This window comes from Agrilactobacillus composti DSM 18527 = JCM 14202, from assembly GCF_001436375.1.
In the GTDB taxonomy this organism is placed as follows: Bacteria; Bacillota; Bacilli; order Lactobacillales; family Lactobacillaceae; genus Agrilactobacillus; species Agrilactobacillus composti.
The window spans coordinates 100,695-118,618 of sequence record NZ_AZGA01000070.1 but is presented as its reverse complement, the minus strand read 5'-3'; the positions used below and the strand labels follow the sequence as shown (position 1 = coordinate 118,618).

The window sequence follows — 17,924 nt, the reverse complement described above, 5'->3', positions numbered from 1 at the left end:
ATGGAGAAGCATACTTTTGAAATTGATCCCTGGCATTTAAGGACCACCGACTTTGCGCCAGACAAACAACAATTACGCTCTAAATTGCTCACCAGCAGCAATGGCTATTTAACGCGGCGGGACTTCTTAGTGACAGACGCTACCCAAAAAGCCAAGGCTGTCAACTATGCCAATGGGTTATTGGGGATGGATCCGGTGGACACCAAGCCGCAATTATTGGCGTTGCCGGACTTTGGCACAGTGGCTATCACCGTCAACCAGACCGCAGTCAGTCTACAGCCGGATAAAGTATCTGACTTTAAGCTGGATTTTGATTTGCGTAATGGGGTGGTAACCAGGGGGTTTACCTACCAAGACCCACAAGCCAAACTGCGCATTGAAACCCAGTACTTTTTAAGCCAAGTCAACAGCCACTGCGGGGTTTTTCAAACCAAAGTGGCTTTGATCACCGGTGAAGCTGGAGTGACCCTTAGCTGTGAATTGCGGGGCAATGGGGCCTTTGATATGAAGGATAAGGGTCAAAATGCCGCGGGCCAATTGTATTTGCAAGGGCAAAAATCAGACCAGGCCTTTAGTGTTTTGTTGGCCAGTGCCATAGATAGTGATACCACATTCACCGCAGATTTGACCCAAGATGCTGTCCATATTGGTCAAACCTACCAGGGCACTTTGACAAAAACAGCTGCGGTGACGTTCACCCGCTGGGTTGCCGTGGCCACTGGGCCAGCCGCCCAATTGGCCCAAATTCAACAAACCGCCAGTCAACAAGTGGCTAAAATTAATGGCCAAGCTTTTAGTGGGTTAGTTGCAGCCGAAAAAGCGGCTTGGGGGAATTTTTGGGATAATGCTGATTGTGTCATCGAGGGGGATCGTCCTGCTCAACAGGGGATCCGCTATAATTTAGCCCAGTTGTTCATGCATCGGCCACTAGTCAATCTTAATTCGTGGAGTGCCGACGGGGCCAGTCGTCTAACTGGCGCTGGTCGGTCGACTTGGGCCAGCGGTTTTGCGGCGGGGAATGCATTTTTAGGACTATTGACGGATTTCAAACCTAATCGCTATATGTTAGATTTATATGAACAATTACCCTTGGCGCAAAAACGCGCCGGGGAGTTGGGCTTGAAGGGTGCTTTTTACCCCCTGACCCAAATTGCCGGGAAAAACTTGCCCCAAGCTTTCCCCCTGGGTTCTGAAAGTATTTATACCAGTGCCCTGGTGGCGTATCGCCTGCGCAACTATATGAATTATTTTAGTGATAAGGCCTTTATGCACCATCAAGGGCTAGAAATTCTGGTGGCCCTAGCTCGTTTTTATGCCAGTCGGGTGGATTATTTACCTGAGGCAAAACGCTATACCTTCCTGGCGGTCAGTGGCCCCAATCAATTTGAAATTAATAGTAATAATAATTGGTTCATCAATACCATGGCCCATTGGACTTTGGATTATGTTTTACAAATGACCAAGCAATTGTCCAAGGCTGAGCTAGCCGCCCTGCAGATCAAGGACCAAGAGCGAACACGGTGGGCGCTTTTAAAAGATAATCTACAATTGCCCGCACCAGACGCCGAGTCCGTGTTGCCCCAAAGCGACAGCTATCGGCCTAAACTGCACCATGATTATTCGGCAATTTTGCCGGTGGCCGGATTGTCTCAAGACCGCTATCAGCGCCTGCCCTATGTGCAACAAGCTGAAGTTTTACTGGGTTTGTTGTTACTAGGGGATGATTTTGACAAGCCAGTGCTGTTAGCCAACTATAATTATTATGATAGTTTGACCCTGCATCGCTCACAAACCTCAGAAAGCATCCACGCTATTTTAGCGGCGCAACTGGACAAAAAAGTTGCCACCACGGATATTTTTAAACGCCAATTACGGTTTGATTTAGATGATACGGCCCCGGCCCAGCTGCATTTGGATACCATGGCGGCCAGCTGGCTCACCTTGGTCCATGGCCTGGCCCGGATTCAAGTGACCAATGGCCAGTTATCCCTGCGGCCGTTTTGTCCCCGGGACTGGCAACGCTACAGTTTTCATTTCAACTTCCAAGGCCGGCTTTTAGAAATCACCGTCACGGCTGAAGTCACTGAAGTCCAGCTGTTAAAGGGCATTCCCTTGACAATCCAACTGGATGGCCACGGGGTCATCATTGAATAAATTCACTTACAAAAAGGCGTAAAAATAAGGGCCGTGATCAAAACCTTGGTTTTGTCACAGCCCTTTGCTGGTTACAAGGCACTAGGCCTTGGGGATTGGATGAAATTATTTATGGGCATGGAGGATCTTGGGACCGTCTTGGGTACCCACGATCACCGTGTCCACGGTATCTAGGAATAAGCCATGTTCTAACACGCCAACTTGTTCACTGAGCCAATTGGCTAATAGGTGGGGATGTTCCACTACCCCTAAGTGCAGGTCGATGATGAAGTTGCCAGAATCGGTGATCACATCATTGCCTTGGTCATCTTTACGGAATTGCGGGTTTAGGTTTTCACTGGCTAGGCGGGCAAAAACCTTTTTACTGCCATAAGGAATAACTTCAATGGGCAGTGGGAAGCGGCCGATTCTGTCCACCAACTTGCTTTCATCCACGATCCAAAGATTGCGGGTGGAAGAAGTGGCCACGATTTTCTCAAAGGCATGGGCAGCACCGCCGCCCTTGATACCGTTAAAGCTTTTATCCACTTCATCAGCGCCATCAATGGTCAGATCCACATGATCCACGTCATCGATACTCTTCATGGTGATGCCCAGATCTTCAGCTTGAATTTCAGTCCGGCGAGAAGTTGAGACGCCGACGATGGTTAAGTTTTCAGCTTTGACCCGTTTGGCTAAGGCCGTGACCATGTGCATCACCGTTGAACCCGTCCCCAGACCCACGATCATGTGGTCTTCGACGAATTCAACGGCAGCTTCTGCGGCCATTTTTTTTAGTTCATCCTGTTTCATTATATGTTCTCCTTTAGGCAGACTATACCCTAAGTTTATCGAAAGTTAAGGCATAGTCAACCGCTTTTACGCAGATAAGCCATAAAAATAGACTGGGGCATTGAAGCGTCCCAGTCTGTGCTGATAATTTAAGGTCTAACCCGATATTCAATGTCTTGATATTCGGGATTCTTTTGAAAAGCGGCTTTAGCATAGGTGCATAATGGTAAGATGGTCTTGTCTTCGGCCCGGGCTTTATCCACCACGGCTTTAATCAGTTGGGCCGCGATGCCTTGGCCCCGCAAGTTACCGTTGACATAGGTATGATTGATAGCAAAGGATTTCTCATCGTTGAATACTTCAAACGTTACTTCGGCTTGTAAATCACCGTTGGCGTCATTTTTATAAAAGCGACCTGGTTCGTAATCAAATTCCATGGTTATGCCCTCCTTAGGATTAATCCTTGCGAATAAAACGAAGTGCGCCACTAGGACAAGTATTGATGATCCGCGTGACGGCATCACTAGATGCGTTGTCGGCTAGAATCCAAGGTTTACGCTGCAAATCAAACACCGGTGCCAAACCCCGAACACAGTTGCCGGAGTGCTGGCATAGGTTGGTATTAAAGAAAACATCAACATGTTCACCAGTATATTTACGATAACCTTGATCTAATAATTGCGCTTCAGTAAAAGTTTGGTTTTCTGTCATATTGAACACCTCTTTAGCATACATTTTTCTTCACAGCAAAATAAATACATTGCTTGTCTCAAATATAACCTACGGGACTATTAAAAGGCAAGTAATGGCTTTTATAAGATAGAATTGTCCTGAAAAAGATGATATGCTAATTCTAGAATATTTTTGGAGGCTACTCGTGAAAAAACGTGGATTTGAAATCGTTGAACGCTATCAACAGCAAAACTTAAACTTGCCAAAACGGCAAACTAAAAACGCCGCCGGGTATGACATTGAGGCGGCTGAAGATTTTATTCTGCCAAGCATTTGGCAATTTAATTTCATTAAAATATTACATGTTTTAAATACAGCTAAAGCAGGTTTGACGCCAGCGCAAACAGCGGCGGCACAACAAGTCTTAAAGCCCTTTTTAGTACCCACCGGCATCAAAGCTTACATGCAGCCCGATGAAGTTTTGATCCTAGCTAATCGTTCCAGCGGCCCTTTAAAACGCCGCTTGATTTTGCCCAATGGGATTGGGGTGATCGATGCGGATTATTATAACAACCCTGATAATGAAGGCGAGATTTATTTTCAGCTCATCAACTACGGGGTGAGTGCTGTGCATATTAAAAAAGGCGAGCGCTTAGGGCAAGGTATTTTCGTGCCATTTTTAAAGAGCGATGATGATCAAGCCGATGGCCAAGCACGGCTTGGGGGCTTTGGTTCTTCTGGCCGTTAGCTGATTTTGAAGTAAAGAAGGAAAAATATGGCCAAAACAAAGACACAATATGTTTGTCAAAATTGTGGGTATATCTCCCCACGCTACTTAGGGCGTTGCCCAGAGTGTGGGGCTTGGAATCAAATGGTTGAAGAAGTGGCGACTGCCCCACAGGTCAAAGCTTTTAACCAAGTCACCGGTACTGTGGCCAAACCCCAAAAACTCACGGATGTGAATATCACCAAAGAACCCCGGGTGAAAACCAAACTTGGCGAGTTCAACCGGGTCTTAGGCGGTGGGGTGGTGTTAGGCTCTTTGGTCCTGATTGGTGGGGATCCTGGTATCGGTAAGTCCACTTTATTGCTGCAGGTTTCCGGTCAACTTCAAGCCACCGGTGGTAAAGTGCTTTACGTCTCCGGGGAAGAAAGTGCTTCGCAAATTAAATTGCGGGCGGATCGGCTCAATGTCAGTGGTGATAATTTATATATTTATCCTGAAAATGATATGGGTAATATTAAACAAACCATTGATGAGATCAAACCGGACTTCTTAGTGATCGACTCCATTCAAACCATGAATGAACCCTCTTTGAATTCGGTGGTGGGCAGTGTGTCTCAAGTTCGGGAAATTACCGCTGAACTCATGCGCATTGCTAAAAGTAAGCAAGTCACCACCTTTATCGTGGGGCATGTTACCAAAGAAGGCAATATCGCCGGGCCCAAAATCCTAGAACACATGGTGGACACCGTGTTGTATTTTGAAGGGGATATGCACCATACTTACCGTATATTACGGTCAGTGAAAAACCGTTTTGGCTCCACTAACGAAATTGGGATCTTTGAAATGCAGGGGGATGGTCTCATTGAAGTGGCCAATCCTTCTGAGGTTTTCTTAGAAGAGCGGCTGCAAAATGCCAATGGGTCAGCGGTGGTAGTGTCCATGGAAGGTACGCGACCGATTTTAGTGGAGATCCAATCTTTGATCACCCCCACCTTGTTTGGCAATGCTAAGCGGACCGCTTCGGGGCTAGATTACAACCGGGTCTCTTTGATCATGGCGGTTCTGGAGAAACGGGCCAACTTGATGTTACAAAATCAAGATGCTTATTTAAAGGCCACTGGTGGTGTGAAACTAAACGAACCTGCCATTGATTTAGCTATGGCTGTCTCCATTGCTTCCAGTTATAAGGACATGGGGGTATTGCCCACCGATTGTTTCATTGGTGAAATTGGTTTGACCGGGGAAGTGCGCCGGGTCAACCGCATCGAGCAGCGGGTCAAAGAAGCGGCTAAACTGGGCTTCAAGCGAGCGTTTGTGCCCAAGAACAATTTAAGTCGCTGGGAACCCCCGAAGGATATTGAAGTGGTGGGGGTCAAAACCTTAGCCCAAACGTTGAAATTGGTATTTTAATTGATGGAAAATTTTGAAAGGTGGTGAAATTTATGAAGAAAATTGTAGTACGTGTTTTATTTGCCCTTGTAGGGGCGGCGATTGGCGTCAACTTATTTCCAATCGTGTGGGCTGTGATGCCCGTGGCACCAGCAATATTTACCATGCCCGTGATTTCTGAAGTGATTCATGCGGCCATTGGCGCAATTATTTTTTATATTATTTCGATATTTGCAGGAGATTGGTTTGTCAAGTTGATCAACCGCGCTGAAAACTATCTCAATAAACAAACGCCAACATATCTATTATTCGGTTCATTGTTTACGATCCTAGGCTTAGTTTTAGCTAATGTTTTATCCATCCCATTTTATCGGATGAACTTGGTGTTGTTAAATCCAACCGTGCCCATTATCTTAATGATCGGGCTAGGTTATTTAGGCTTTAGAGTGGGGACGCTGCGCCGAGAAGATTGGCAGCGTTTGTTCCAATTGCGGCGACGGGATACAGCCGATGCTAGCAAGAGCCGGGATACTGATGGCAAGATTTTAGAACGCCGGGCGGATGATAATTTTCGGAAATATAAAATTTTAGACACCAGTGTTATCATTGATGGTCGGATTTACGATATTGCTAAAACTGGTTTTATTGAAGGCAAGTTATTGGTGCCTGAATTTGTGGTCCATGAATTGCAGCTGATTTCTGACTCCTCAGACAGCTTGAAACGGGCTCGGGGTCGTCGGGGCTTAGACATCTTAAATGAGATGAAAGATGACAAAGAGATCTCCGTGGAAATGTATGACGGTGATTTTGAAAATTTGACTGAAGTCGATACCAAATTGATCAAATTAGCCAAATTGATCGACGGTATTGTGGTGACCAATGACTTCAATTTAAATAAAGTCAGCGAATTCCAAAACGTTCCGGTCCTCAACATCAATCAACTGGCGAATGCTTTGAAACCAGAGATTTTACCTGGGGAAAGCCTCCACGTCATGGTGGTGAAATCAGGGACAGAACGTCAGCAAGGGGTGGCTTATCAAGAAGATGGCACCATGGTGGTCGTCGAAGATGGTCAATATTACATTAATAAAGATATTGATGTCATCGTCACCAGTGCCTTACAAACTTCTGCTGGTCGAATGATCTTTGCCCGGCCTGCCCACCAGCAACGCGGGATCACTAATGCCCACGATGGCGAGGATAAACCAGCTAAGAAAGCTAATTCAAAATAAACTTTTGGCTGGACTGAAATTCGGATTTGATTTGTCTTTTCAGGCAATTGCAGTTAAACTATTTTTTGGAAGTTTTTAAGACATGAAAGAGGTTAGAAATTTGGCAGATTCAAAGATTCGCGTGCGTTATGCCCCAAGTCCAACTGGACATTTGCATATCGGCAACGCCCGCACCGCATTGTTTAATTATTTATTTGCAAGACACAATAATGGTACTTTGGTTTTACGGATCGAAGATACAGATACGAAACGTAATATCGAAGGTGGCGAAAAAAGCCAGATTGATATGTTACATTGGCTGGGCATTGATTGGGATGAAGGACCAGACGTTGGTGGCGACTTTGGGCCTTATCGGCAGTCTGAACGCCGTGATATCTACACACCTTTGATCCAAAAGTTGGTGGATGAAGGCTATGCCTATGAATCTTACAAAACTGAAGCAGAATTAGAAGCACAACGAGAAGGCCAAAAAGCTCGGGGCGAAATGCCCCATTACGTTTATGAATACGAAGGTATGTCTGATGCTGAAAAGTCCCAAGCCATTGCCGACGCCAAGGCTAAGGGCTTACAACCCGTGATTCGTTTCCACGTGCCAACGGATAAGAGCTATGTGTGGGATGATATTGTCAAAGGCAAAATTGACATCGAAGGCAAGACCATCGGTGGGGATTTTGTCATTCAAAAACGTGACGGCATGCCAACCTATAACTTTGCTGTTGTGGTAGACGATCATCTGATGGAAATCACCCATGTGTTACGGGGGGATGATCATATTGCCAACACACCTAAACAATTAATGATCTATGAAGCCTTTGGTTGGACCCCACCTAAGTTTGGCCATATGACCTTGATCATCAACGCGGCTACTGGTAAGAAATTAAGCAAACGGGATGAAAGTGTCCTGCAATTCATCGAACAATATCGGGAATTAGGCTACTTACCAGATGCCATGTTTAACTTCATTACCTTATTAGGCTGGTCACCTAAGGGTGAAGATGAGATCTTTACCAAGAAGCAGTTCATTAAGTTATTTGATGAACATCGCCTTAGCAAGTCGCCGGCTGCCTTTGATCAAAAGAAATTGGAATGGATCAATAATCAATATGTTAAAAAAGCCAATCCAAGTTTGATCTCTGACTTAGCCCTGGAAAACTTGATTGAAGCTAAACGCATTGATGCCACACCAGATACTAAGACCATTGAATGGGTTCGCCAATTGGTGGCATTATTTGCCGATCAAATGAGTTATACGCAACAAATCATCGACTTATCTGAAATCTTCTTCTTAGAACCACCAGCTTTAGACGCTGATGCCATCGCTGAATTATCCACCGATACAGCCCCAACGGTTTTAAAAGCATTCCAAGCTAAAATTGATGCCTTAGAAATCTTTACGGCTAATCGGATTCAAAATATCATTTATGATATTCAACATGAAACAGGTATCCGGGGGCGGAAGTTGTACATGCCAATTCGGATTGCTACTACTAGAGAGATGCACGGGCCGCAATTAGCTGAGTCTGTGGAATTGTTAGGCAAGGCCAAAGTGTTGGCCCACTTAGATGAAACCTTGCAACAAATGAGTACATTTTAATTAACGCCTTGGCGTTGTTTAAAAGCATTTAGGCTCAATGGCCTAAATGTTTTTTTATTGGGCTATCAAGCTATCAGGCGTACTTTAATTTGTTTTTCCGTTGATTTCTAGTAGAATTAAGCTAATTAGAAAAAATGAAGGGGGAATGGTGTTATGTTACGTGTATTCAACACGCTGACCCGCCAAAAAGAAGTATTCAAGTCACAAAAACCAAATGTGGTGCGTATGTATGTCTGTGGGCCCACGGTTTACAATTATATTCACATTGGTAACGCCCGCAGTATCATTGCCTTTGATACCATTCGACGTTACCTAGAATACTTGGGATACAAGGTGGATTATGTGTCCAACTTTACTGATGTGGACGATAAATTGATCAAAGAAGCGAACTTGGAAAAAACCACGGTTTCCCAAGTGGCCCAACGTTATATTGAGGCTTTTAAAGCCGACGGGGCCAAGTTAAATGTGGAACCGGCCACGGTGAATCCCCGGGCTAGCGAAAATATCCCCGAAATCATCACCTTTATTCAGACCCTGATCGATAAGGGTTATGCCTATGCGGTGGACGGAGATGTGTACTACCGGGCCCGCAAGTTTAAAAACTATGGGGAATTGTCCGATCAAAATATTGATGAATTAGAACAAGGGGCCAGTCAGCATATCAACGACACGGAGTTTGCCAAAAAAGAAGACCCCATTGATTTTACCCTCTGGAAAGCAGCGAAACCCCAAGAGATTTTTTGGGACTCGCCTTGGGGCAAAGGCCGTCCCGGTTGGCACATTGAATGCTCCGTGATGTCGATCAAATATTTAGGGGATACTTTAGATATCCATGGCGGGGGTCAAGATTTAGAATTTCCCCATCATGAAAACGAAATTGCCCAAAGTGAAGCGGCTACGGGTAAAAAATTTGCCAATTATTGGCTGCATAACGGCTTTGTGACGATTGGTGCCGATGATGAAAAAATGTCCAAATCTCTGGGGAATTTTGTCACCGTCCATGAATTGGTAAAAACCGTTGCCCCTCAAGTATTGCGCTTTTTAATGGCCACGACCCAATATCGGCGGCCAATTCGATATTCTGAAGAGAATTTAGCCGATGCCAAGGCCAACTTGGCTAAATTGCAAAATGCCCTGACCAATATCAATTATCGTTTCAAAGATGCTATTCCTGGCAGTGATACCGCTGTGGAACAAGCCGTGGCCACCATCAAAGGGGCTTTTGTAGCGGCCATGGATGATGATTTTAATGCCCAAAATGCCATGACGCAGCTTTATGAATTGGTCCGGGTGATGAATACTTATGCCAATGAACCGCAGGCTAAAATTGGCACTTTGGAGTTGCTACAAGGCACTTTTGAAGATTTGACCAATGTGTTTGGCCTAAGTTTTGCGGGCAATTCTTTATTGGATGAAGATGTCGAGGATTTAATCAACCAACGCAACTTAGCCCGCAAGCATAAAGACTTTGCCAGAAGTGATGAGATCCGGGATGAATTAAAAGCAAAGGGCATTCTTTTAGAAGATACTGCCCAAGGAACGAGGTGGCGCCGCGCATGAATCCAGTATTGTTAAATGGCATTGATCTCGCTTATTTAGGGGATGCCGTGTATGAAGTGTTTGTTCGCGAGCACTTGTTAAATAAAGGGATAACCAAACCTAGCCTCTTACAGCGCACCGCAAAGGAATACGTGTCTGCTAAGGCCCAAAGCGCCTTGATTTATTTGATGGCAGATGATGACTTTTTGACCGAAGCGGAGTGGACCATGTTTAAACGCGGTCGAAATGCCAAAAGTTATACGAAAGCCAAGAATACGGATGCCACGACTTATCGGCGTTCCACCGGTTTTGAAGCGGTTTTTGGCTATTTGAAATTAGAACAACAAACGCAACGCATCGATGAATTAGCAAATTGGTGCATTGCCCAAGTGGAAGCGGGGAGAACGCGTGAGCAACAGACAAATAAATGATCGGCGCGATGAGCCAGTGCAGCGAGATGATTTCATCTACGGCCGGCATGCGACGATTTCATTATTGGAAAGCGATCAAAGTGATCGCATTAATAAAATATTTTTACTGGAGAACATTCAGCCTAACTTTGCCCGCCAAGTGGAAACCTTAGCTAAGGCCCAACATTTGATTTTACAACGGGTCCCTAAGGCAAAATTGGACCAATTGACCCCAGAAAATCACCAAGGCATCGTGGTGGCCGTGAGTCCGATTCCTTATGCCCAACTGGCAGATGTTTTGGATAAAGCCAAGTTACAAGAAGAAGCGCCGTTAATTGTGATCTTAGACAATTTGGAAGATCCCCATAATTTAGGGTCGATTTTACGGACCTGTGATGCCATGGGTGTCCATGGGGTCATTATCCCTAAGCGCCGTTCAGCGACTTTGACCGACGTGGTGGCCAAGACCTCCACAGGGGCCATGAATTACGTGCCGGTGGTTCGGGTCACCAACTTAGCCCAAACCATTAAAAAGCTCAAAGACTTAGGCTTTTGGATTTTTGGCACGGCCATGAGTGGCGCCGATTATCGGACTTGGGATGCCAATGGGGCCACGGCTTTGGTGATTGGTAACGAAGGTAAGGGGATTTCCCCAGGTGTCGCCAAGTTGATGGATGCCACTTTAAGCATCCCCATGGTAGGCCACGTCCAAAGTTTAAACGCCAGTGTTGCCGCCGGCGTTTTACTCTACCAGGCGTATAACTCCAGACATAAATTGGAGGAATAAGTATGCGACATGAAATCCTAATTGTAGATGGTTACAACATGATTGGCAATTGGCCGGAACTGGCTAAAATGAAGAAAGAAAATCATTTAAAAGATGCCAGAGATACCCTGTTAGATGTGCTTTCAGAATATAAAAAGTATGAGCCGGATATTCGAATTATTTTAATTTTTGATGCAATGTATGTGCCAGGAATCAAAGAGGATTTCACCCGCTTCAATATTGAGGTCACTTATACCAAAGAAGATCAAACGGCCGATAGTTATATTGAACACTTAGCCGGGGAGTTGAATCAGCCCTTAAATCAAGTCACCGTGGCCACTAGCGATCAAGCCGAACAGTGGACGGTGTTTTCCAGAGGGGCTCTTAGAATCTCGGCGTTTGAATTATATCGCCAGATGAAACGTACCAGAGAAGAAATTCAATCGGATGCTAAGCACTACGATGCCTTTAATCGCCGGAACTCACCTTGGTCTAGACGGCAGATGTTGCTGTTGGAAAAAATCAGAGATAATATTGATCATCATCCTAAAGCCTAATAAATTTTGAACGCCCGTTTTCTTTTTAGTACTGCCGTTCTATGCTACACTTTTAACAAGCCGTTTTACCCAACGGAATGGAGCCGACTATGTTAGATTTCCATCAGGAAAATGAGCTTGTTTTACAGGTAGTTGCGGGTAGTTCTGACGCTTTAGAACGTTTGGTGAATAAGTATCGACCATTGATTCATAACATCATCAATCGTTACCACTTGCATCTTTATGACGCAGATGATTGGATGCAAGAAGCCCGTCTGGAATGTTTATTGACCTGCCGCAAGTTCGATCCTTCTACCGGCTCAAAATTTGGCAGCTTTTATAAATTGCGGTTTCAAAATCATATCCATTCAAAGTTACGTAAGCAGTTTGCTAAGAAGCGCCAAGGGGATATTTATTGTACGTCTTGGGATAAAATGACTGTTGAAGATCAAGAATTGCGGCAAAAGGGATTAGTTTTATTGTCCCGGAACCCAACGGTGATTTTGGCGGATTTTCGCGCTTTTTGCGCCGGCTTATCCCCAGTTGAATCCCAGGCACTACTGTATATCATGGGGCAGAAAACCCCAGCTGAAATTTGGGAAAGCCACAATATTAATTTGATGAGTTTAAAAAATGCCCAACAGCGCGTTCGCCAAAAATTTAAACGATTTTTACAAGAAGAAACTGGCTAAATTATATTTTAAAATTGACTTATCCCCCTGTAACATGCTAAAGTGGACTGTATGTTTATTGCTTCCGTATTTAATTTGGAGGGCTAAGATGCCAGTAAGAAAAGCTGCTCTAGCATGTACCGTCTGCGGGTCGCGGAATTATTCAATTAAAGTTAGTACGACTCGAGAATCACGCTTAGAGGTAAAAAAATTTTGCAAGTATTGTGGTAAGTACACCTTGCATAAAGAAACGAAATAGCAGTGAGTTTGTGTAAAATTAATGACCAAATAGAGGGATTTTATGAAGAGATTTACGAATTTTGTTAAGGGCGTTATTACTGAAATGAAGTTGACCACTTGGCCAACAGCCAAAGAGAATCGCCATGATACCACAACGGTTATCATGACATCCTTAATGTTCGCTATTTTCTTTGGGATCGTAGGCTGGGTCATCACCTTCTTATTGGAACATTTCATTTTAAAATAATCTTAGGATAGGTATTTCCTAAATTATTTGGTATAATGTATTTAGAAAAACTTCCAACTTCTGTGGAGTTTTTTTATTTTGGCTTAAAATTAAAGGAGAAAAATATTAATGGTTGAATCAGCTGAAAAAAATTGGTATGTTTTGCATACTTACTCTGGCTATGAAAATAAAGTAAAGGCTAACTTGGAATCTCGGGCCCACACCATGGGCATGGAAGATTTTATTTTCCGGGTAGTCGTTCCTGAAGAAGAAGAACATGAAATCAAGAACGGTAAGGACAAAGAAATCATGAAAAAGACTTTTCCGGGCTATGTCCTAGTGGAAATGGTCATGACCGATCAATCCTGGTTCGTTGTGCGGAATACCCCTGGGGTCACTGGTTTCGTGGGTAGCCACGGGGCTGGTAGTAAACCAGCACCATTGTTGGATGAAGAGATTCAAAACATCTTACATCAATTAGGGATGAGCAAACGGCATTCAGACATTGACTTTGAAAATGGCGAATCTGTTAAAATTTCTGAAGGGGCTTTTTCTGGTTTAGTTGGGAAAGTCACAGAAGTGGATAATGAAAAATTAAAATTGAAAGTTAATATTGATATGTTTGGCCGTGAGACAAGTGCTGAATTAGACTTTGATCAGGTGGACAAGCTGTAATTAACTTGGCTGGTCGTGATAAATGTGTCGTATTTATTTTACCTTGTGACGTTATTGGGCCTGATTTTTTTAAGTGGCCTGGTGTTCTTTGTGGTGGATTTCACTCGGATGGGGACAGTGCCTTATAAAACCATTCAAAAACAACCAGATATTCGCTATACGAATATCCCTACCATTTTTGTCCACGGCTACCGGGGTAACCGTTATTCCTTTGGCCATATGCTGCAGCGTTTTGAACGCAGCCAAGTCGCTGATAAGGTGGCAGTGGTAAAGGTTTTCGCCGATGGCCGTTTTACTTGGAAGGGCCAATTGGGGGGCGCGTTAAACCCCACGATTCAGGTTCTTTTTAAAAAGGGTACCGCTAATGTTTGGGCTCAGACCGAATGGCTGCATAATTTGTTGGCGTATTTGTATCATGAAGGTATCCCCCGGGTGAACCTGGTGGGCCACTCCATGGGGGCAGTGACGGTGGTGGCTTATTGTGCTCGTTTTGGCAATACGCCCAAACTACCCCAAGTGGCTAAGGTGGTGACCATTGCTGGACCCTTCAATGATTTTGAACTGGGCCGGGATGAACGCGAGATTTTCAGTTACCGCTTGACCCGTAAAGGCCCGGAACATCGGACACCCATTTATCAGTTCCTAAAGGACAATATTGACCGTATCCCCAAGCCCATCGATTTTTTGAACATTGTGGGCAATATTTTACCCAGTACCCGGGTGCAACACGATGGCAGTGTTTCTTCGGATAGTAGCTTTGCTTTGGCCTTCATTTTGCAGGGCACAAAGCATCACTATGCCCAAGCTTTGATGCGCGGCCCCGGAGCCGCCCACAGTTTACTCCATGAAAATGCGTTAGTGGATGAAAATATTGTGGATTTTTTATGGCGCAACGAAAAAGCTCAACCCTAGCGTTCTTTTAGAAGGCCAGGCGTTGAGCTTTTTAAATAGGATGAAGAAAGGTGATTGACATGCCCAAAGCAGTTTTTCATATTGACGAATTAGATAAATGGCCCCACGCCTTGGCTAACGTGCAGAATCTCTGGCAATACGGCCAGGCCCAGCAGCTGACTTACGATGTGGTGGTCCTGGTGAATGGGGCGGCCATTACGGGCTACCTCCAAGCCCAGTTACAAGCTAAGATCGCGATACTGCAACAACAAGGCATTCATTTCCACGCCTGCCAAAATGCCATGGCCAGTCACGATATTACCCCAGATTTCCTACCTGCAGGGGTGCTGGTAGTGCCAGCGGGCGTAGCCGATTTAATTGCTCTACAAGATGCGGGCTACCGTTATATTAAGCCTTAAGGTCATTGGGTATGGCTTATAGTTGGGCGAGCAATTTGAAACAGCCTTGGTTTTCAAACAACGCGGCCAATTGCAATAACCGGCCTTCTTGCCCCTTATTGGCCATGAATTGAATCCCCAGGGGCAACCCCGATTTTTTATCCACATACGTGGGTAAACTAATGGCTGGCTGCCCAGTTAAATTAGCCAATTGGGTAAAGGGCGAGTAGGTTAAACTGTCATAAAAGAAGTCGTAAACCAAATTTTGCCGTTCTTTAGGGCTTAAATTTTCGACTTGGGCAATTTGGGCCTGCAGCAGTGGGGACTGGAATTGGTGCGCCAATGCTGGCGCAGTTTTAGCCGTGGTGGGGGTAAGATAGACGTCATAGTCGTCAAAGAAGGCCACCATGGTGGCTGCCGCTTGGTCCCAACTACTTAACGCCAAACTATATTCGGCTGCTGTGGTGCTTAAACCAGCTTGATAAATGGCCCAGGAGATGGGTTCCATTTGGTCCTTGGTGATGGCTTGCTTGCCTAGGTGCTCAAAGGCCGCCACCATGGCGGCGGTTTCCCCATCATTCATGACAAAATAACTATCCATTAATTGCCGACCATCGAGATTGGGTTTGATTTCGGTGACTGCATAACCTTGGTTTGCCAGCAGGTTGACGGCTTCTAAAACCGCGTTTTTAGCCGCGGCACTGACCGGGGACCCCACGGGGGATTCTGTGGTGAAGGCGACCCTTAAATGGGCTGGTGGGGTGGTCATGGTCTGAAAGTCAGTCGCCGGGATCAGCGGCGTTTGAAATGGGGCTTCGGGCTGTAGGGTTTGGATGCCTTGTAAGAAAGCGGCCGTATCGGCCACATTGGTGGTCAAGGCAAAATTAATAGCGGCCCCTTGCCAACTGCGATATTCCCCCGGTCCCACCGGCACTCGGCCCCGGGTGGGTTTAAGGCCAATCAAGCCCGAAAATGAAGCGGGTATGCGAATGGAGCCGCCCCCATCACTGCCAGTGGCCAAACTGACCATGCCACTGGCTAAGGCACTGGCAGCCCCGCCAGAAGAGCCCCCAGAATAAAAGGCCGGGTTCCAGGGATTTTTGGCCGGGCCATAAATCTGGGCATCGGTGATATTTTTAAAGCCAAATTCAGGGACATTGGTCTGGCCAATGATGATAAAACCCATGGCCTGTAGGCGTTGAACATAGTTGTCCGTGGCTTTGGCAATGGTATCTTGAAATGATTTTGAACCTAAGGTGGCCGGACTACCGGCGATATTTTGCCCCAGGCCTTTGATCAATAATGGCACCCCTAAAAAGGGTTGACCCGTATCTTTGAGCTGGGCCGCTTCTTGTTTAGCAGCCCCATAGCGGGTATGAACCACTGCATTTAATTCAGGGTTCAATTGGGCAATGCGACTTTTAGCCTGTTCAATGAGTTCAATACTGGATACTTGCTGCTGACGAACAGCGTTTGCCAAGGATAAGGCAGATTGCATGAAGACACCTCCAAGAGATTTTGAACTCAGTTTAACATAAATCCCCTTGATTTGGGTTAGGACCCATGGTATATTATTCAAGTATGTTTTCATACGCGTGGGAGGCGAAATTTCTATCGCCATTTATACCACAACACGGACTAAAGGAGGCAATGTCTCGTGGCAAAAAAAGTAGCAAACATCGTTAAATTACAAATTCCCGCTGGTAAAGCAACACCAGCTCCACCAGTAGGTCCAGCATTAGGTCAAGCCGGCATTAATATCATGGGTTTCACCAAAGATTTTAACGCCCGTACAGCTGACCAAGCTGGTATGTTAATTCCAGTAGTCATCACAGTTTATGAGGATCGTTCATTCGACTTCGTAACTAAGACTCCTCCAGCCGCTGTTTTATTGAAAAAAGCCGCTGGTGTTGAACACGGTTCTGGCGAACCTAATACTAAAAAGGTTGCAGAAGTAACTAAGGATCAAGTTCGTCAAATCGCAGAGACAAAACTGCAAGACCTAAACGCTACAGACGTTGAAGCTGCTATGCGCATGGTTGAAGGTACAGCTAGAAGCATGGGCTTCACTGTCAAAGATTAATTGCTTTTAGTATGACGGATTAGCGGTTAAAACCGTGAAATCAAGTGGGAGGGCGTAGACCCTGTGACCACATTTGCAAGGAGGAAAATTTTAATGGCCAAGAGAGGCAAGAAATACATCGAAGCAGCAAAACAGGTTGAAGCTGGCAAAAGCTATCCTGTTGATGAAGCTGTCGATTTAGTAAAGAAAACAAACTATGCTAAGTTTGATGCAACTGTTGAAGTTGCTTACAACTTATCTGTTGATCCAAAACAAGCTGACCAACAAATTCGTGGGGCTTTGGTTTTACCTAATGGTACTGGTAAAACACAAAAAGTCATCGTATTTGCTGAAGGCGATCAAGCTAAACAAGCTGAAGAAGCTGGCGCTGATATCGTCGGTTCTGATGACTTAGTTGAAAAGATCCAAGGCGGCTGGTTAGACTTTGACGTCGCTGTTGCCACACCACCTATGATGGCCAAAGTTGGTCGTTTAGGCCGTGTCTTGGGTCCTAAAGGCTTAATGCCTAACCCTAAGACTGGTACCGTTACAATGGATGTTACCAAAGCCATTAACGATATCAAGTCTGGTCAAGTCACTTATCGTGTTGACAAACAAGGTATCGTCCATGCCCCAATCGGCAAGGTATCCTTTACAGAAGACCAATTGCTTGAAAACTTCCGTAGTTTACAAGATACAATTGTTCGGGCTCGTCCTGCTTCTGCAAAGGGGAACTATATCAAGAGCTTGTCCATCACTTCAACATTTGGCCCTGGTGTCAAAGTTGATATTGCATCATTTTAAATTAAACATTAATTTAGCGTCTATCCACTGGGATAGGCGTTTTTTTGTTGGAACAATTGAGTTAGATGGTGGGCAAGCAGACTCAATATCTGTGAGGATGGCTAGATTGATTGAGCGTTCAGAAATATGTAATATTGATTTACTTTTTGGTATGATAATAGCAAGTA

The 17,924-nt window shown here is 45.0% G+C and carries 21 protein-coding genes; 17 read left to right on the top strand and 4 right to left on the bottom strand.

Translation table 11 applies throughout. From position 1 onward, the window contains the following. Positions 1-2,154 carry a glycosyl hydrolase family 65 domain-containing protein gene (locus tag FC83_RS11825; protein WP_035453065.1) on the top strand — a complete coding sequence of 718 codons (2,154 nt, stop codon included), beginning with the start codon at positions 1-3 and terminating at the stop codon, positions 2,152-2,154. A 105-nt stretch (positions 2,155-2,259) separates the two neighbouring features. Here the strand turns inward: FC83_RS11825 and rpiA are convergent, their stop codons facing one another. From rpiA to FC83_RS11810, 3 genes are all read right to left on the bottom strand, one after another. Continuing rightward, complete coding sequence (gene rpiA, locus FC83_RS11820; protein ID WP_057002811.1) at positions 2,260-2,946, bottom strand: ribose-5-phosphate isomerase RpiA; 687 nt, start codon at positions 2,944-2,946, stop codon at positions 2,260-2,262. 128 nt (positions 2,947-3,074) lie between these two features. Further along, positions 3,075-3,362: a GNAT family N-acetyltransferase gene (locus tag FC83_RS11815; protein WP_035453068.1), complete on the bottom strand. Its 288-nt coding sequence runs from the start codon at positions 3,360-3,362 to the stop codon at positions 3,075-3,077. A 19-nt stretch (positions 3,363-3,381) separates the two neighbouring features. Then, entirely contained in the window at positions 3,382-3,636 is a 255-nt protein-coding gene (locus FC83_RS11810; protein WP_035453070.1) for a (4Fe-4S)-binding protein, read from the bottom strand. Positions 3,637-3,802: 166 nt separating this feature from the next. Between FC83_RS11810 and FC83_RS11805 the strand changes: the two genes are divergently transcribed. The 14 genes from FC83_RS11805 (at position 3,803) to FC83_RS11745 (ending at position 14,912) form a co-directional block, all read left to right on the top strand. Next, positions 3,803-4,345, top strand: a complete 543-nt coding sequence (locus tag FC83_RS11805; RefSeq protein ID WP_035453072.1) for a dCTP deaminase/dUTPase family protein — start codon at positions 3,803-3,805, stop codon at positions 4,343-4,345. 27 nt (positions 4,346-4,372) lie between these two features. Next, positions 4,373-5,734, top strand: coding sequence for a DNA repair protein RadA (gene radA / locus FC83_RS11800; RefSeq protein WP_035453074.1), 1,362 nt, complete (start codon positions 4,373-4,375; stop codon positions 5,732-5,734). A 32-nt stretch (positions 5,735-5,766) separates the two neighbouring features. Beyond that, positions 5,767-6,945, top strand: coding sequence for a PIN/TRAM domain-containing protein (locus FC83_RS11795; protein ID WP_052004663.1), 1,179 nt, complete (start codon positions 5,767-5,769; stop codon positions 6,943-6,945). Between the two features lie 100 nt (positions 6,946-7,045). After that, positions 7,046-8,539, top strand: a complete 1,494-nt coding sequence (gene gltX, locus FC83_RS11790; RefSeq protein WP_057002827.1) for a glutamate--tRNA ligase — start codon at positions 7,046-7,048, stop codon at positions 8,537-8,539. 153 nt (positions 8,540-8,692) lie between these two features. After that, positions 8,693-10,099 (top strand): cysteine--tRNA ligase, encoded by a 1,407-nt coding sequence (cysS, locus tag FC83_RS11785; RefSeq protein ID WP_035453076.1) that lies wholly within the window; start codon positions 8,693-8,695, stop codon positions 10,097-10,099. Next, positions 10,096-10,509 (top strand): Mini-ribonuclease 3, encoded by a 414-nt coding sequence (locus FC83_RS11780; RefSeq protein ID WP_035453079.1) that lies wholly within the window; start codon positions 10,096-10,098, stop codon positions 10,507-10,509. The genes cysS and FC83_RS11780 overlap by 4 nt, the downstream gene beginning before the upstream one ends. Next, positions 10,487-11,275, top strand: a complete 789-nt coding sequence (gene rlmB, locus FC83_RS11775; protein WP_236700834.1) for a 23S rRNA (guanosine(2251)-2'-O)-methyltransferase RlmB — start codon at positions 10,487-10,489, stop codon at positions 11,273-11,275. Before FC83_RS11780 ends, rlmB begins: the two co-directional genes overlap by 23 nt. Before the next feature lie 2 nt (positions 11,276-11,277). Further along, positions 11,278-11,811, top strand: a complete 534-nt coding sequence (locus FC83_RS11770) for an NYN domain-containing protein (protein ID WP_057002810.1) — start codon at positions 11,278-11,280, stop codon at positions 11,809-11,811. 89 nt (positions 11,812-11,900) lie between these two features. Beyond that, complete coding sequence (locus FC83_RS11765) at positions 11,901-12,482, top strand: sigma-70 family RNA polymerase sigma factor (protein ID WP_052004665.1); 582 nt, start codon at positions 11,901-11,903, stop codon at positions 12,480-12,482. A gap of 88 nt (positions 12,483-12,570) precedes the next feature. Next, positions 12,571-12,720, top strand: coding sequence for a 50S ribosomal protein L33 (gene rpmG, locus FC83_RS16950; RefSeq protein WP_081763085.1), 150 nt, complete (start codon positions 12,571-12,573; stop codon positions 12,718-12,720). Between the two features lie 42 nt (positions 12,721-12,762). After that, on the top strand, positions 12,763-12,948 hold the full coding sequence (secE, locus tag FC83_RS11760; RefSeq protein WP_035453080.1) for a preprotein translocase subunit SecE: 186 nt from the start codon (positions 12,763-12,765) through the stop codon (positions 12,946-12,948). A gap of 108 nt (positions 12,949-13,056) precedes the next feature. Next, positions 13,057-13,602: a transcription termination/antitermination protein NusG gene (gene nusG, locus FC83_RS11755; RefSeq protein WP_035453083.1), complete on the top strand. Its 546-nt coding sequence runs from the start codon at positions 13,057-13,059 to the stop codon at positions 13,600-13,602. A gap of 24 nt (positions 13,603-13,626) precedes the next feature. Further along, the gene (locus tag FC83_RS11750) at positions 13,627-14,514 is read left to right on the top strand and encodes an alpha/beta fold hydrolase (RefSeq protein WP_152537734.1); all 888 of its coding nucleotides are present in this window, start codon (positions 13,627-13,629) and stop codon (positions 14,512-14,514) included. 59 nt (positions 14,515-14,573) lie between these two features. Further along, positions 14,574-14,912, top strand: coding sequence for a DsrE family protein (locus tag FC83_RS11745; protein ID WP_035453111.1), 339 nt, complete (start codon positions 14,574-14,576; stop codon positions 14,910-14,912). Between the two features lie 16 nt (positions 14,913-14,928). Here the strand turns inward: FC83_RS11745 and FC83_RS11740 are convergent, their stop codons facing one another. Beyond that, positions 14,929-16,389 (bottom strand): amidase, encoded by a 1,461-nt coding sequence (locus tag FC83_RS11740; RefSeq protein WP_057002809.1) that lies wholly within the window; start codon positions 16,387-16,389, stop codon positions 14,929-14,931. Between the two features lie 159 nt (positions 16,390-16,548). Between FC83_RS11740 and rplK the strand changes: the two genes are divergently transcribed. Both rplK and rplA read left to right on the top strand, forming a co-directional pair. Beyond that, on the top strand, positions 16,549-16,974 hold the full coding sequence (gene rplK, locus FC83_RS11735) for a 50S ribosomal protein L11 (protein WP_035453087.1): 426 nt from the start codon (positions 16,549-16,551) through the stop codon (positions 16,972-16,974). Positions 16,975-17,067: 93 nt separating this feature from the next. After that, entirely contained in the window at positions 17,068-17,757 is a 690-nt protein-coding gene (gene rplA / locus FC83_RS11730) for a 50S ribosomal protein L1 (protein WP_035453090.1), read from the top strand. Positions 17,758-17,924 lie beyond the last annotated feature (167 nt).

Coding starts and splice junctions, on each gene's coding strand:
- FC83_RS11745 (WP_035453111.1), top strand. CDS start 14,574: ATGCCCAAAGCAGTTTTTCATATTGACGAATTAGATAAATGGCCCCAC.
- nusG (WP_035453083.1), top strand. CDS start 13,057: ATGGTTGAATCAGCTGAAAAAAATTGGTATGTTTTGCATACTTACTCT.
- secE (WP_035453080.1), top strand. CDS start 12,763: ATGAAGAGATTTACGAATTTTGTTAAGGGCGTTATTACTGAAATGAAG.
- FC83_RS11740 (WP_057002809.1), bottom strand. CDS start 16,389: ATGCAATCTGCCTTATCCTTGGCAAACGCTGTTCGTCAGCAGCAAGTA.
- FC83_RS11765 (WP_052004665.1), top strand. CDS start 11,901: ATGTTAGATTTCCATCAGGAAAATGAGCTTGTTTTACAGGTAGTTGCG.
- rplA (WP_035453090.1), top strand. CDS start 17,068: ATGGCCAAGAGAGGCAAGAAATACATCGAAGCAGCAAAACAGGTTGAA.
- FC83_RS11795 (WP_052004663.1), top strand. CDS start 5,767: ATGAAGAAAATTGTAGTACGTGTTTTATTTGCCCTTGTAGGGGCGGCG.
- cysS (WP_035453076.1), top strand. CDS start 8,693: ATGTTACGTGTATTCAACACGCTGACCCGCCAAAAAGAAGTATTCAAG.
- rpmG (WP_081763085.1), top strand. CDS start 12,571: ATGCCAGTAAGAAAAGCTGCTCTAGCATGTACCGTCTGCGGGTCGCGG.
- FC83_RS11780 (WP_035453079.1), top strand. CDS start 10,096: ATGAATCCAGTATTGTTAAATGGCATTGATCTCGCTTATTTAGGGGAT.
- FC83_RS11815 (WP_035453068.1), bottom strand. CDS start 3,362: ATGGAATTTGATTACGAACCAGGTCGCTTTTATAAAAATGACGCCAAC.
- FC83_RS11825 (WP_035453065.1), top strand. CDS start 1: ATGGAGAAGCATACTTTTGAAATTGATCCCTGGCATTTAAGGACCACC.
- FC83_RS11770 (WP_057002810.1), top strand. CDS start 11,278: ATGCGACATGAAATCCTAATTGTAGATGGTTACAACATGATTGGCAAT.
- radA (WP_035453074.1), top strand. CDS start 4,373: ATGGCCAAAACAAAGACACAATATGTTTGTCAAAATTGTGGGTATATC.
- rpiA (WP_057002811.1), bottom strand. CDS start 2,946: ATGAAACAGGATGAACTAAAAAAAATGGCCGCAGAAGCTGCCGTTGAA.
- FC83_RS11810 (WP_035453070.1), bottom strand. CDS start 3,636: ATGACAGAAAACCAAACTTTTACTGAAGCGCAATTATTAGATCAAGGT.